Raw genomic sequence first — 13,246 nt, forward strand, 5'->3', positions numbered from 1 at the left:
GGCGCAACCCGGCGGTAACCCCGCCGACTGGAGGGATTTACGTGCCTTTTGTCCCTTTCGCTCTCTTTTTGGGGTTATATGACTTGTATCCACCGCTGACCGTCGCACCTGAACCCACGAGGGAATGAGCAATGGCAGACTTCTCCCGACTCCCCGGCCCGAACGCGGATCTCTGGGACTGGCAACTGGCCGCCGCCTGCCGCGGCGTGGACAGCTCGCTGTTCTTCCACCCCGAGGGCGAGCGCGGCGCGGCCCGCAGCTCGCGAGAGCAGTCCGCCAAGGAGGTGTGCACCCGCTGCCCGGTGCGCGCCCAGTGCGCGACGCACGCGCTGACCGTTCGCGAGCCGTACGGAGTGTGGGGCGGCCTCACCGAGGACGAGCGCGAGGAGCTGCTCGGCCGCGCCCGCCAGCGTCCACTGGACCCGTCGTCCACCCTGATCAGCAACTGAGGACGCCCCGGGGTGGGGGCTGCCGCCCGGCGGAAAACTCCCCCATGCCCGGGCGTGTCGCGCACTAGGCTCCCCTCATGGGGAAGCTGCTTTCACTCAACGTCGGCCGGGACCGGGCCTCCGAGCACACCGACATCGGCCGGACGGCCATCGACAAGCGCCCGGTGGAGGGCCCGCTCGCGGTCGTCGCGCCGGGCCCGCGCGGCACCCCGGGCAGCAGCGGCAGCGCCCTCGCCGGGGACCAGGTCTGCGACGACCGCCACCACGGCGGCGACGACCAGGCGGTCTACGCCTACAGCCGGGAGGAGCTGGACCTGTGGCAGCGGGAGCTCGGCCGTGACCTGCACAACGGGTCCTTCGGCGAGAACCTGACCACGGTCGGGGTGGACACCACCGACGCGCTGATCGGCGAGCGCTGGCGGATCGGCCCGCAGGTGGTGCTGGAGGTCTGCGCCACCCGGATCCCCTGCCGCACCTTCCAGGGCTGGCTGGAGGAGCGGCACTGGATGAAGCGGTTCACCAGGCAGGCCCTGCCCGGCGCCTACCTGCGGGTGATCACGCCCGGTGAGATCCGGGCCGGGGACGAGGTGGCCGTGCTCTCCCGGCCGACGCACCGGGTGACCAGCGGGGTGGTGTTCCGGGCACTGACGCTGGAGCCGGACCTGCTGCCGCTGCTGCTGGAGGTCCCGGAGCTGGGCGCGCACCAGCGCGACCACGCCGCCCAACGGCTGCGCGGCTAGCGCGCCGGAACGCGCCGAGGCCCGGCGCCCCGTCGGAACGGGGGCCGGGCCTCGGCGCGTGCGAGCGGTACCGCCTCAGTGCGAGTGGCCGTGGCCGCCGTGCGAGTGACCCGCCGCAGCGGCCTCCTCGGCCGGCTTCTCGACCACCAGGGTCTCCGTGGTGAGCAGCAGCGACGCGATGGACGCGGCGTTCTGCAGGGCGGAGCGGGTGACCTTGACCGGGTCGATGACACCGGCCTTGATCAGGTCGCCGTACTCGCCGGTCGCGGCGTTGAAGCCCTGGTTGTGGTCCAGCTCCGCCACCTTGGTGGTGATGACGTAGCCCTCAAGGCCCGCGTTCTGGGCGATCCAGCGCAGCGGCTCGACCAGCGCGCGGCGGACGACCGCGACACCGACGGCCTCGTCGCCGGACAGGCCGAGGCCGCCGTCGAGCGCCTTCTGGGCGTGCACGAGGGAGGCGCCACCACCGGCGACGATGCCCTCCTCGACCGCCGCGCGGGTCGCCGAGATGGCGTCCTCAAGGCGGTGCTTCTTCTCCTTGAGCTCGACCTCGGTGGCCGCGCCGACCTTGATCACGCAGACGCCGCCGGCCAGCTTGGCCAGGCGCTCCTGCAGCTTCTCGCGGTCCCAGTCCGAGTCGGTGTTCTCGATCTCGGCCTTGATCTGCGCGACCCGGCCGGCGACCTCGGACGAGTCACCGGCGCCGTCGACGACGGTGGTGTTGTCCTTGCTCACGGTGACGCGGCGGGCGGTGCCCAGCACGCTCAGGTCGGCCTGGTCGAGCTTGAGGCCGACCTCCTCGGCGATGAGGGTGGCACCGGTGAGGGTGGCCAGGTCGCCGAGCATGGCCTTGCGGCGGTCGCCGAAGCCGGGGGCCTTCACCGCGACGGCGTTGAAGGTGCCGCGGATCCGGTTCAGCACCAGGGTGGACAGCGCGTCGCCGTCGACGTCCTCGGCGATGATCAGCAGCGGCTTGCTGGCGCCGCCCTGGAGGATCTTCTCCAGCAGCGGGAGCAGGTCCTGGATGGAGGAGATCTTGCCCTGGTGGATCAGGATGTACGGCTCCTCCAGAACCGCCTCCATCCGCTCCTGGTCGGTGACCATGTAGGGCGAGAGGTAGCCCTTGTCGAACTGCATGCCCTCGGTGAACTCAAGCTCCAGGCCGAAGGTGTTCGACTCCTCGACGGTGATCACACCGTCCTTGCCGACCTTGTCCATGGCCTCGGCGATCAGGTCGCCGACCTGCTGGTCCTGGGCGGACAGCGCGGCGACGGCGGCGATGTCCTCCTTGCCGTCGATCGGACGGGCGACCGAGAGCAGGTGGTCGGACACGGCCTTGACGGCGGCGTCGATGCCCTTCTTCAGCCCGGACGGGCCGGCGCCGGCGGCGACGTTCCGCAGACCTTCGTTGACCAGCGCCTGGGCCAGCACGGTCGCGGTGGTGGTGCCGTCACCCGCGACGTCGTTGGTCTTGGTGGCGACCTCCTTGACGAGCTGCGCGCCAAGGTTCTCGTACGGGTCGTCGAGCTCCACCTCACGGGCGATGGTGACACCGTCGTTGGTGATGGTGGGGGCGCCGAACTTCTTGTCGATGACGACGTTGCGGCCCTTGGGGCCGATCGTCACCTTCACGGTGTCGGCCAGCTTGTTGACGCCGCGCTCGAGCGAGCGGCGGGCGTCCTCGTCGAACTTCAGGATCTTCGCCATGCTTGGGTATTCCCTCTCAAACAACCGAACCCGGGCACCCGGTATCACTCAGTGAATACTGGGGCCCGGGCGGGTCACGACTCTGCGGTCAGCGTCGCAGCTGCGGACAGCTGGGTCTTACTTCTGGACGATCGCGAGGACGTCGCGGGCCGAGAGCACGAGGTACTCCTCGCCGTTGTACTTGACCTCGGTGCCGCCGTACTTGCTGTAGAGCACGATGTCGCCGACGGCCACGTCGAGCGGAAGACGCTGGCCGTCCTCGAAGCGACCCGGACCAACGGCCAGGACGACGCCCTCCTGGGGCTTCTCCTTGGCAGTGTCCGGAATGACCAGGCCAGAGGCCGTGGTCTTCTCGGCTTCGAGCGGCTGGACCACAATGCGGTCCTCAAGCGGCTTGATGGCAACCTTGGAGCTGGTGGTCGTCACGTTCCGACCTCCCCCTTCGGAGATCACGGGGTGATTCATGTCTTGGGTCGCGGAGAGATTGGTATGGCGCAGCCGTCGTCGCGGTGCCGGACGCGCCCTCTTCGCGGGTTAGCGCTCTCCAGTGGAGAGTGCCAACGACGACACTAGGCCGCCGTTAGCACTCAGTCAACCAGAGTGCCAACGAGTCGCTTACGCGATGATGAACGCGTGGAGATCGAGACCTTCCGGACCCTGCTGACCGACCGGGGCCAGACCCTGCTGGAAGAGGCGCGCGGCCACGCGCCCGGCGAGGAGCTGGCGCTGCTGACCCGGCTGCGCCGGGAGCATCCGCCGGAGCTGGTCTCCGCCGCCGTCGGGCAGGCCCGGCTGCGGCAGCGGGCGGCGGCGAAGTTCGGCGCGGACGCGGAACGGATGTACTTCACCCCGGACGGCGTCGAGCAGGCCACCCGGACCAGCGTCGCCCAGTGGCGGGCGCGGCGGTTCGCGGATCTGGGCGTGCGGCGGCTGGCCGACCTGTGCTCCGGCGTCGGCGGCGACGCGATCGCCCTGGCCCGGGCCGGGATCTCGGTGCTCGCGGTCGACCGCGACCCGCTGACCTGCGCCGTCGCCGAGGCCAACGCGGCGGCGCTGGGCCTGGCCGAGCTGATCGAGCAGCGCTGCGCCGACGTCGCCGGGATCGCCCTGGACGGCTTCGACGCGGTCTTCGTCGACCCGGCCCGACGCGGGGGCCGGGGCGGTGGCCGGGCGACGGGCGGCCGGATCTTCGACCCGGAGGCCTACTCGCCGCCGCTGAGCTGGGCGGTCGGCGCGGCGCGGCGGGCGCCGTTCGCGGCGCTGAAGGTCGCGCCGGGGATCCCGCACGACGCGGTGCCGCCGGAGGCCGAGGCGGAGTGGGTCTCCGACGGCGGCGACGTCAAGGAGGCCGTGCTGTGGTTCGGCACCGCCGCCGGACAACCCCATCGGGCGACCCTGCTCCCCGCCGGTGCCAGCCTCACCGGCGGCCGACTGCCCGACCCCGAGCCGGGACCGGTCCGCCGCTACCTGTACGAGCCGGACGGCGCGGTGATCCGCGCCCACCTGGTCGCCGAGGTGGCCGAGCAGCTGGACGCCACGCTGATCGACCCGACCATCGCCTACCTCACCACCGACCGGCTGCGGCCCACCCCGTACGCGACGGCGTACGAGATCGGCGACGTGCTCCCGTTCGGCCTGAAGAAGCTCAAGGCGCTGCTGCGGGAGCGCGGCGTGGGCACGGTCGTCATCAAGAAGCGCGGCTCGGCGATCGAGCCGGAGGAGCTGCGCCGCCGACTCAAACCCGAAGGAGTGAACTCCTGCACGGTCTTCCTCACCCGGGTGGCGGGTGCCCCGACGATGCTGCTGGGGCAGCCCGTCCGGGCGTAGCCCGGCAGAGCACGTGCTGGACACCGCGCCGCTGCTGGAGGGCCAGGGACGCTGGGGCTAGGGCCGCTGGATGTAGTCGTCCAGGCGGGCGACGGCGAAGCCCTGCTCCTCGATGCGCTTGACCATGTTGGCGAACATCTTGGTCATGGTCTCGCCCTTGAGCTCCGAGGGGCCGCGGAAGTGGGCCAGGATGATGTCGCCGTCCTGGAGCTTGCGGGTGGGGGTCTGGTACTCAAGACCGGTGATCTCCATGGTCTCGGTCCAGTAGACGATGGCGCGCGGGCCGCAGGCCTGGACGGCGGTGTTCAGCGCGGTGGAGTAGGCGCCCGCGCCGTAGGGGGGCCGGAACAGGTACGGGGCGGTGCCGTACTGGGCGGTGAGGATCTTCTGGTCGCCGCAGACCTCCTGCTGCTGCTGGTCCTCGGAGATGGTGTTCATCGCCGGGTGGTGCAGCGTGTGGTTCTGGATGCTGTTGCCCAGGGCCTGGAGCGGCTTGAAGTACCCGTAGTCGTTCTTGATGGTGTCGTTCATCAGGAACATGGTGATCGGGATCCGCAGGTCCTGTTCCATTCGGATGAAGGCCGGGTCCTTCTCCGCGCCGTCGTCCACGGTGATGAAGACGACCTTCTGGTCGGTCGGGACCTGCTTGATCACCGGGACCTTGCCGGTACGGGTCAGCTTGATCGGGCGGTCGGCGGGCGGCGCGGGGGTCGGCAGCAGCGGGGTCAGGCCCCACTTGGCCCACACCGCGGCCCGCGCGGCGGCGGCCTGTGCCGAGGCGGCAGCGGCGGCCGAGGCGGAGGCGGCAGCCGAGGCGGTCGCCGCGTCACCGGCCGCGGGCGCCGTGGACGCCCCCGGGCCGCTCGCCGCGGGCGTGCCGCCGCAGGCACCGGCCAGCGCCATCAGGGCGAGCACGCCCGCCGTCGTGCCGAGCGTCCTGCCGTACCGCTTCACGCTGTGAGCTCCCGAGGTGTCGACTGCTACCGAAGGAGCAGACGCTACCGACTCACAGGCAGTTCCCAGTAATCGCCCAGCGGGCGGCCCCCACCGGGACGGCTCACTCGGACAGGCGGTGCAGTTCGTCGTGCGGGAGCGGCGCCGGGACGTGGGTCTCGGTCACCGGCAGCGAGGAGTCCGCCGACAGGTCCAGCGCCGAGGGGGCCCGGTTGCGCCAGACCATCTCCGCGCCGAGCGCGGCCACCATCGCGCCGTTGTCGGTGCACAGCTTCATCCGGGGCACCCGCAGGGTGATCCCGGCGCGCTCGCAGCGCTCCTGCGCCATCGCCCGCAGCCGCGAGTTGGCGGCCACCCCGCCGCCGATCATCAGATGGTCCACCCCGTTGTCCCGGCAGGCCCGTACCGCCTTGCGGGTCAGTACGTCGGTCACGGCCTCCTGGAAGGAGGCGGCGACGTCGCGCACCGGGACCTCCTCGCCCGCCCGGCGCTTGGCCTCGACCCAGCGGGCCACGGCGGTCTTCAGGCCGGAGAAGGAGAAGTCGTAGGCGCCAGTCGTGGAGCTCGCGGTACGCGGCCCGCTGAGGCCGCGCGGGAAGGCGATCGCCCCGGGGTCGCCCTCGGTGGCGTACCGGTCGATCACCGGGCCGCCGGGGAAGCCGAGGCCGAGCACCCGGGCGACCTTGTCGAAGGCCTCCCCGGCGGCGTCGTCGATGGTGGCCCCGAGCGAGCGGACGTCGCTGGTGATGTCGCTGGTCAGCAGCAGCGAGGAGTGCCCGCCGGAGACCAGCAGCGCCATCGTCGGCTCCGGCAGCCGCCCGTGCTCCAGCTGGTCCACGCAGATGTGCGAGGCCAGGTGGTTCACCCCGTACAGCGGCTTGTCCAGCGCGTACGCGTACGCCTTGGCGGCGGAGACGCCGACCAGCAGCGCGCCGGCCAGGCCCGGGCCCGCGGTGACCGCGATGCCGTCCAGGTCGCTCGCCTTGATCCCGGCCTCGTCCAGCGCGCGCTGGACGGTGGGCACCATCGACTCCAGGTGCGCCCGGCTGGCGATCTCCGGGACCACCCCGCCGAAGCGCCCGTGCTCCTCGACGCTGGTGGCGACGGCGTCGGCGAGCAGGGTGGTGCCCCGGACGATGCCGACCCCGGTCTCGTCGCAGGAGGTCTCGATGCCGAGGACCAGCGGTTCGTCAGCCATGGCGGGTCATGCTCCTACGTCGTTCATCTGCTCGGACAGGGTCTCGGCGGAGAGGGTCTCGGCGGGGTGCTCCAGCCGCATCACCAGGGCATCGGTCCCGGACGGCTGGTAGTAGTTCCGGCGGACGCCGATCGGCTCGAAGCCGAAGCGCCGGTACAGCCGCTGGGCGCGCTCGTTGTCGACCCGGACCTCCAGCAGTACGCCCGCGCAGTCCGCGCGGACGGCCCGCACCAGCAGCCGGGTCAGCAGCCGGGCTCCGAGGCCGCTGCCCCAGTACCGCTCGGCCACCGCGATGGTCTGCACGTCGCCCTCTCCGGCGACGGCCATCAGCCCGGCGTAGCCCGCGATCCGGCCGTCGGGCCCCTCGGCCACGGTGTACCAGCGGGTGGCCCGGGGGTGGCGGGAGTCGGCGAGCTCGGACCAGAACATCCCGGTGGACCAGGCGTCGTCCGGGAACAGCTCGCGTTCCAGTTCCAGCACCGGCGGGATGTCCCACCAGCGCATCTCGCGCAGAATGATCATGCTGGGAGGACCGTCTTGTAGTTCTTCGGCACCTCGGCGTCGGGTCGGCGCAGGTACAGCGGCACCGGCTCGGGCAGCTCGCGGCCCGCCGCCAGCTCGTCCGCGGCGAACGCCGCCAGGGCCGCGGCGGACTGGTACTCCGGCAGGCCGGGGGCGGGCGCGGCGAAGACCTCGGGGTAGAGCAGCGCGCCCGCGCCCACTGCCGCCAGGCCGCACACCTCCTCCGCGATGTCGGCCGGGCGGTCCACCCTGGGGCCGTCCAGCCGCTGCCCCGAGCCGTCGTAGCGGGCCCAGTAGACCTCCTTGCGGCGGGCGTCGGTCGCCGCCACGAAGGGGCCCTGGAGCCCGGCGTCGCGGGCCGCCCGGGCGATGCCGTCCAGCGTGCAGACGCCGTGCACCGGGATGCCGAGGGCGTGCCCGAGCGCGGCGGCGGTAGCCAGGCCGACCCGCAGGCCGGTGTAGGGACCCGGTCCGGCGCCGACCGCGATGGCGCCGAGCGCGTGCTTGTCCACCCCGGCGGCGCGCAGCACCTCGTCGATGGTGGGCAGCAGCAGCTCACCGTGCCGCCGGGCGTCGATCCGGTCGCTGGCGGCGAGAGTGAGCCGCCGTTCGGTGTCGTGGAGGGCGACGGTGACGGCGGGGGTGGCGGTGTCGAACGCGAGGAGCAGCACCCATCCAGGTTAGAGCGTCCCGCCGCCGGAGCCGCCCGCGTCCTGCGGATGGGCCGGGCCTGGCAGGATGGGCATGCTGTTCATCGGAATGTCAGGCAGGCACAGGAGGACTTGTGGCGAAGATCGGATCCAGCATCGTCGTCACCGGGCTCACCGCGTCGGCGCTCGCCGTGGTGACCATGCTGGCTGTCCAGGCGAAGAGCGACGCCACCGTGACCGCCCCCGGCACGGCCACCGGGACGGTGTCCAGCGGGCCCACCGCGGGCAAGGGCGGCAAGACCGCCGCGGCCCCGGCGCTGCCAGCCGGGACCGGCACCGACAAGCGGGTGGTGTACTCGCTCAGCCAGCGGCGGGTGTGGCTGGTGGACGCGGGCGCGAAGACCGCCGAGCAGACCTTCGTCGTGCAGCCGAGCGCGGTCAGCCCGCTGGCGGGCAGCTACAGCATCACCGCGCAGGACTCGCCGAAGCACCTCGGCTCGGACGGGGTCGAGATCGAGAACGTGGTGCTGTTCGCCTCGAACCAGGGGATCGCGATCGGCTTCAGTTCGGCGGTGGACGGCAGCATGGCCTCGCCCCCGCCGAGCAAGCACACCGGCGGTATCCGGGAGACCGTCGCCGACGGCAAGGCGCTGTACGCGTTCACCACCATCGGCATGCCGGTGATCGTGGTCGGCTGAGCGCCCGGCCGGGAGCGCGTCGTCGGCCGACCGACGTGATCCGAAAGACCGGCCCTAGGCGGCGGCGCGGGCCGGCGGCTCGCCGGGGCGCGCCGGGTCGGCCGGGAGCCCCCGGGCGGTCTCGGCGGCGGACGGCGGCCTGCTGACGGCCCGGGCCGCGGCGGAGGCGGCGAGCAGCGCGGCGATGCCGCCGCCGGTGCCACTGGCGGTGCTCCGCCGCTCGGCTGCGAACGCGGTGGTGACGGCGGCCGTGGTGGTACGGGCTCGACGAGGGGTCGTGCCGGACATGTCGCCTCCCGGTGTTGTCCTGCCGACGGCTCTTACTTACCTCCATCTTCCCGACAGAGCGTCGGAAAGACAACCGTCAGCGCGCCGGTCACACCGCGTCGCCCGCCAACAGCCCCCAGTCGGCGTCGTTCCAGCGCTCGCCGAGGCCGGTCAGGGTGACCGTGCGCGGGTCGGCGTCGTCGGCCGCGAGGGCGTCGCCGCCGAGCGCCCGTTCGATGCGGACCTCCAGCCGGGAGTCGGACAGCTCCTCGACCCGGCCCTCGCCCCACTCCACGACGACCACCGACTCGGGCAGCGAGACGTCCAGGTCCAGGTCCTCCATCTGGTCCAGGCCGCCGCCGAGGCGGTAGGCGTCCACATGGACCAGCGCCGGTCCGGCGGCCAGCGGCGGGTGCACCCGGGCGATCACGAAGGTCGGCGAGGTGACCGCGCCGCGCACGCCCAGGCCCTCGCCCAGGCCCCGGGTCAGCGTGGTCTTGCCCGCGCCCAGCTCCCCGGACAGCAGCACCAGGTCGCCCGGGCGGAGCAGCCGGGCCAGGGCGCGGCCCAGCTCGCGCATGGCCTCGGGGTCGGCGACGGTGATCCGCATGGCGGTCCTCTCCAGCTCTCGGTGGTACGGCGGGCCGGTCAGGCCCGGGCTTCGGGGGTGGCCTCAGCCGCCCGGCCCGCCTCGTCGGCGGCGGCGTCGAGGGTACTCGCCCGCTCGCGGACGGACGGCGGCAGCGGGGCGCCGCAGCGCCGCGCGGCCCGCTCCAGCAGCCGGGCCAGTCGGCCGTCGACCAGCTCGGGCCGCTCCAGCATCACCAGGTGGCCCGCGTCCTGGACGATGACCAGCTCGGCGTCCGGGAGTTCGGCGGCGATCGCCTCGCTGTGCGAGGGCGGGGTGAGCAGGTCCTTGGTGCCGACCAGGACCAGCGTCGGGACGTCCTGGAAGGCGGCCAGCGCCGCGGCCTTCTCGTGCAGGTCGAAGACCGGGAAGAACTCGGCGACCACGTCGATCGGGGTGGACTCCAGCATCCGCAGCGCGAACCGCTCCACAGCCGGGTCCACCTGCTCGGTGCCGAAGGAGTAGCGGCGGTAGAGCGCGGCGGTGAGGTCGCTGCCGAGTCGGCGGGTGCGCTCGACCAGCTCGGCCTGGCGGCCGAGGGCGCGCAGCACCCCGGGGGCGACCCTGTGCAGCATCTTCGCGCCGTAGGCGGGCAGGCCCAGGCTGTTGCCGCTCCAGCCGCCCGCCGTGGTGCCGATGAAGGCGACCCCGGCGACCCGCTCCCGGATCAGCTCCGGGTACTGGTCGGCCAGCGCCATCACGGTCATGCCGCCCATCGAGTGGCCGACCAGGACCAGCGGTCCGGTGGGGGCGACCGCGTCGATGACGGCCTTGAGGTCGCCGCCGAGCTGGTCGATGCTGACCGGCTGCCCCTGGGCGCCGGAGCGCCCGCGCTCCGAGCGGCCGTGGCTGCGCTGGTCCCACAGCACCAGCCGCAGGCCGTCCTGGAAGGCGGCGCGCTGGAAGTGCCAGCTGTCCTGGTTCAGGCAGTAGCCGTGGCAGAACACCACGGTCAGCGGCGGTCCGGAGGTCAGGCCGAGCCAGTTGCCGACCGTACCGGACAGGACCGGACTGGACCGGACCGTATTGGACAAGACTGTGTTGGACAGGACGCCGCTGGCCAGTGCCTCGCCGAGCTGGCCGGTGCGGGCCACGGCGGCGGCCGGGACGGCGGGCAGCAGCCGTCCGAGCCAGCCCCGGCGCGGGGCGGCGGGCTCCGGCCCGGCGGCGTCCGGGGTCGCCCCGGCGTCCGGGCTCTCGGGGTCCGGGCTCTCGGCGTCCGGGGTCTCGGCGTCCGGGCTCTCCTGGGGGTCCGGCTCCGGGGCCGGGCGGGGCTTGGCGAACGGGGTGCCGGTCCAGCCGGTGCCGTCGAGTTCCACGTACAGCTCGGTGCCGTCGTCGGCGGTCACCGGGTGCGGCACGCCGTGCAGCGAGCCGAACGGCGCGGCGGCGTCGACCTCGGCCCGGGCCCGGCGGCGTACCTCGCGGCCGACGGTCAGCCGTTCCACGGCGACCCCGGCCGCCGCCCCGGCGGCGACCACGCCCAGCGACAGGCCGACCACACCGGCCCGGCGCCAGCGGCCCTCGGCCATGTCGCCGACCACCGCCTCCGCCGCCGCCCTGACCTGCTGGACCGCCTCGGCCGCCGGGGACCGGCCGCCGTCCGTGCTCATCCGCCGCCACCCGCCTCGGCGACCCCGGTGTACCGCCGGGGGACGCGCGGCCCGATCCGGGTGACGATCTCGTAGGAGATGGTGCCGCTGGCCCGGGCCCAGTCCTCGGCGGTGGGCTCGCCCCGGTCGCCGGGGCCGAACAGCACCACCTCGTCGCCGACCTCGGCCGGGTCGCCGCCGAGGTCCACCACGAACTGGTCCATGGCGACCCGCCCGGCCACGGTGCGCCACTTGCCGCCCAGCAACACCGGTCCGGCGCCGCTGGCGTGCCGGGGCACGCCGTCGGCGTAGCCCAGCGGGACCAGCGCCAGGGTGGTGCCGGTCTGGGTGACGTAGCTGTGGCCGTAACTGACGCCGTGTCCGGCCGGGACGCTCTTGACGCTCGCCAGCCGCGCCCGCAGCGTCATCACCGGGCGCAGGCCGAAGTCCGCCGGGCCGCCGACCTCGGGCACCGGCGACAGGCCGTACTGCGCCAGGCCGGGCCGGACCAGGTCGAAGTGGGCCTGCGGCAGCAGCAGCGTGGCCGGGGAGTTCGCCAGGTGCCGGACCTCCGGCCGCAGCCCGGCGGCCTCGGCCAGCGCCAGTGCCTCGCGGAAGCGCACCAGCTGCGGCTCGATCGAGGGGTGGCCCGGCTCGTCGGCGCAGGCGAAGTGCGACCAGACCCCGGAGACCGTGAGCAGCCCCTCGGCCTCGGCCGCGCGGGCGGCCCGGACCAGGTCCGGCCAGTCGTGCGGCTGCGCGCCGTTGCGGCCGAGGCCGGTGTCGGCCTTCAGGTGGATCCGAGCCGGGCGGCCGGTGGCGCGGACCGCGTCCACGACCCGGCGCAGCGCCCACTCGCCGCTGACCGAGATGTCGATGTCGGCCGCGACCGTGCGCTCCCAGGGGCCGTCCGGGGTCCACAGCCAGCACAGGACCCGGGCCTGATCAGGGGTGATCCCAGCGGCGCGGAGTGCCAGGGCCTCCTCCGGGACGGCGGTGCCGAGCCAGCCGGCGCCCGCCTCCACGGCGGCACGGGCACAGGGCACCATGCCGTGGCCGTAGGCGTCGGCCTTGACCACGGACATGACGGCGGCGGACCCGATACGGGCGCGCAGGGCACGGATGTTCCCCCGCAGCGCCGCCAGGTCCACCACGGCTTCGGCACTCATCGCAGATTCCATTGCCGATCAGTGTCCCAGACCCCGCCGCCGGGACGGCACCCTCCCGGTCGGCGCGACCGCGCGCGGACCGGCGGGGCGGTCCCGATCAGGTGCCCGGCTTGCGTCCGAACACCTCGACCGGGTCGCCGGATCGGAGGATGCCCCAGAGCGTCCGGGCGTCCCAGGTGTTCATGTTGACGCAGCCGTGCGAGCCGGGCGGGGTGTACATGGACTCGCCGTCGAGGCCGTGGAAGGCCTCCCCGCCGGAGAAGAACTGGCTGTACGGCATGGCCACGTCGTAGAGCGTGGACCACTGGTCGCGGTTGCGCCGGTAGACGTGCCACAGGCCGGTCCGGGTGACGTATCCGGCGCGGCCGGTGCGGACCCGGACCGGGCCGAACACCACCCGGGTGCCGACCTGCACCCACATCAGCTGGCGGCTGAGGTCCACGCAGGCGATCCGGCCCAGGGTGGCCGGGCACCGGCCGGCCGCGTCCGGTCCGGCCGGACGGGCGACCGGGCGGCGGGCGGCCTGGTGGCGGGCGCGGTGGCGGCCGCCCGGGGCGCGCGCGGCGGCAGCGGACCCCGGGAGCGCCCGGGTGTCGGCCCGGGGCGGCCGGACGGCCGCCCGCGCCCCCGCCGCTGCCGGAGCCGCCGCTCGCGCCGAAGCCGGAGCGGCGGGGGCGGGGGCGGCCGAGGCCTGGGCGCAGCCGGTGCCGAGCAGCGCCAGGGCCGCCAGCAGCACCGCCGCCGGGCGCAGCCGGACCCGCGTCGGTCCGGTCGCCGCCGTACCCGGCTGCTTCAGCTCCACGTCGCCCTCTACCTTCTCCACCGGCCGCGCAGCGCCCAGCCGG

General features: G+C 73.7%; 15 protein-coding genes. 4 read left to right on the forward strand and 11 right to left on the reverse strand.

Features of this window, described 5'->3' with window-relative positions:
- Nucleotides 1-131: 131 nt before the first annotated feature.
- Together GXP74_RS34935 and GXP74_RS34940 are read left to right on the forward strand one after the other, a co-directional pair.
- Nucleotides 132-449, forward strand: a complete 318-nt coding sequence (locus GXP74_RS34935; protein ID WP_182455245.1) for a WhiB family transcriptional regulator — start codon at nucleotides 132-134, stop codon at nucleotides 447-449.
- 77 nt (nucleotides 450-526) lie between these two features.
- Nucleotides 527-1,189 carry an MOSC domain-containing protein gene (locus tag GXP74_RS34940; protein WP_182455246.1) on the forward strand — a complete coding sequence of 221 codons (663 nt, stop codon included), beginning with the start codon at nucleotides 527-529 and terminating at the stop codon, nucleotides 1,187-1,189.
- 75 nt (nucleotides 1,190-1,264) lie between these two features.
- On the opposite strand, the gene groL is transcribed toward GXP74_RS34940, so the two are convergent.
- Together groL and groES are read right to left on the reverse strand one after the other, a co-directional pair.
- On the reverse strand, nucleotides 1,265-2,896 hold the full coding sequence (gene groL, locus GXP74_RS34945; RefSeq protein WP_182455247.1) for a chaperonin GroEL: 1,632 nt from the start codon (nucleotides 2,894-2,896) through the stop codon (nucleotides 1,265-1,267).
- A 117-nt stretch (nucleotides 2,897-3,013) separates the two neighbouring features.
- Entirely contained in the window at nucleotides 3,014-3,322 is a 309-nt protein-coding gene (groES, locus tag GXP74_RS34950; RefSeq protein ID WP_182455248.1) for a co-chaperone GroES, read from the reverse strand.
- A 207-nt stretch (nucleotides 3,323-3,529) separates the two neighbouring features.
- Between groES and GXP74_RS34955 the strand changes: the two genes are divergently transcribed.
- The gene (locus tag GXP74_RS34955; protein ID WP_182455249.1) at nucleotides 3,530-4,723 is read left to right on the forward strand and encodes a class I SAM-dependent methyltransferase; all 1,194 of its coding nucleotides are present in this window, start codon (nucleotides 3,530-3,532) and stop codon (nucleotides 4,721-4,723) included.
- A gap of 57 nt (nucleotides 4,724-4,780) precedes the next feature.
- On the opposite strand, the gene GXP74_RS34960 is transcribed toward GXP74_RS34955, so the two are convergent.
- The 4 genes from GXP74_RS34960 to tsaB form a co-directional block, all read right to left on the reverse strand.
- On the reverse strand, nucleotides 4,781-5,677 hold the full coding sequence (locus GXP74_RS34960; RefSeq protein ID WP_225448406.1) for a polysaccharide deacetylase family protein: 897 nt from the start codon (nucleotides 5,675-5,677) through the stop codon (nucleotides 4,781-4,783).
- Nucleotides 5,678-5,780: 103 nt separating this feature from the next.
- Complete coding sequence (gene tsaD / locus GXP74_RS34965; protein ID WP_182455250.1) at nucleotides 5,781-6,875, reverse strand: tRNA (adenosine(37)-N6)-threonylcarbamoyltransferase complex transferase subunit TsaD; 1,095 nt, start codon at nucleotides 6,873-6,875, stop codon at nucleotides 5,781-5,783.
- 6 nt (nucleotides 6,876-6,881) lie between these two features.
- Complete coding sequence (gene rimI / locus GXP74_RS34970; protein ID WP_225448407.1) at nucleotides 6,882-7,397, reverse strand: ribosomal protein S18-alanine N-acetyltransferase; 516 nt, start codon at nucleotides 7,395-7,397, stop codon at nucleotides 6,882-6,884.
- Nucleotides 7,394-8,068, reverse strand: coding sequence for a tRNA (adenosine(37)-N6)-threonylcarbamoyltransferase complex dimerization subunit type 1 TsaB (gene tsaB / locus GXP74_RS34975; protein ID WP_182455251.1), 675 nt, complete (start codon nucleotides 8,066-8,068; stop codon nucleotides 7,394-7,396). Before tsaB ends, rimI begins: the two co-directional genes overlap by 4 nt.
- A 113-nt stretch (nucleotides 8,069-8,181) precedes the next feature.
- On the opposite strand from tsaB, the gene GXP74_RS34980 reads away from it, so the two are divergent.
- On the forward strand, nucleotides 8,182-8,745 hold the full coding sequence (locus GXP74_RS34980) for a hypothetical protein (RefSeq protein ID WP_182455252.1): 564 nt from the start codon (nucleotides 8,182-8,184) through the stop codon (nucleotides 8,743-8,745).
- Nucleotides 8,746-8,799: 54 nt separating this feature from the next.
- Here GXP74_RS34980 and GXP74_RS34985 read toward each other — a convergent pair whose 3' ends face one another.
- From GXP74_RS34985 to GXP74_RS35005, 5 genes are all read right to left on the reverse strand, one after another.
- Nucleotides 8,800-9,033 carry a hypothetical protein gene (locus GXP74_RS34985; RefSeq protein ID WP_182455253.1) on the reverse strand — a complete coding sequence of 78 codons (234 nt, stop codon included), beginning with the start codon at nucleotides 9,031-9,033 and terminating at the stop codon, nucleotides 8,800-8,802.
- Nucleotides 9,034-9,121: 88 nt separating this feature from the next.
- Nucleotides 9,122-9,622 carry a tRNA (adenosine(37)-N6)-threonylcarbamoyltransferase complex ATPase subunit type 1 TsaE gene (gene tsaE / locus GXP74_RS34990; protein ID WP_182455254.1) on the reverse strand — a complete coding sequence of 167 codons (501 nt, stop codon included), beginning with the start codon at nucleotides 9,620-9,622 and terminating at the stop codon, nucleotides 9,122-9,124.
- Nucleotides 9,623-9,660: 38 nt separating this feature from the next.
- A complete protein-coding gene (locus tag GXP74_RS34995) occupies nucleotides 9,661-11,253 on the reverse strand; it encodes an alpha/beta fold hydrolase (RefSeq protein ID WP_370468505.1) in 1,593 nt (530 codons plus the stop codon).
- Nucleotides 11,250-12,401: an alanine racemase gene (gene alr / locus GXP74_RS35000; RefSeq protein ID WP_182455255.1), complete on the reverse strand. Its 1,152-nt coding sequence runs from the start codon at nucleotides 12,399-12,401 to the stop codon at nucleotides 11,250-11,252. The genes GXP74_RS34995 and alr overlap by 4 nt, the downstream gene beginning before the upstream one ends.
- Nucleotides 12,402-12,498: 97 nt before the next feature.
- Nucleotides 12,499-13,224: a L,D-transpeptidase gene (locus GXP74_RS35005; protein WP_225448408.1), complete on the reverse strand. Its 726-nt coding sequence runs from the start codon at nucleotides 13,222-13,224 to the stop codon at nucleotides 12,499-12,501.
- Nucleotides 13,225-13,246: the final 22 nt, after the last annotated feature.

The organism is Streptacidiphilus sp. P02-A3a (assembly GCF_014084105.1).
In the GTDB taxonomy this organism is placed as follows: domain Bacteria; phylum Actinomycetota; class Actinomycetes; order Streptomycetales; family Streptomycetaceae; genus Streptacidiphilus.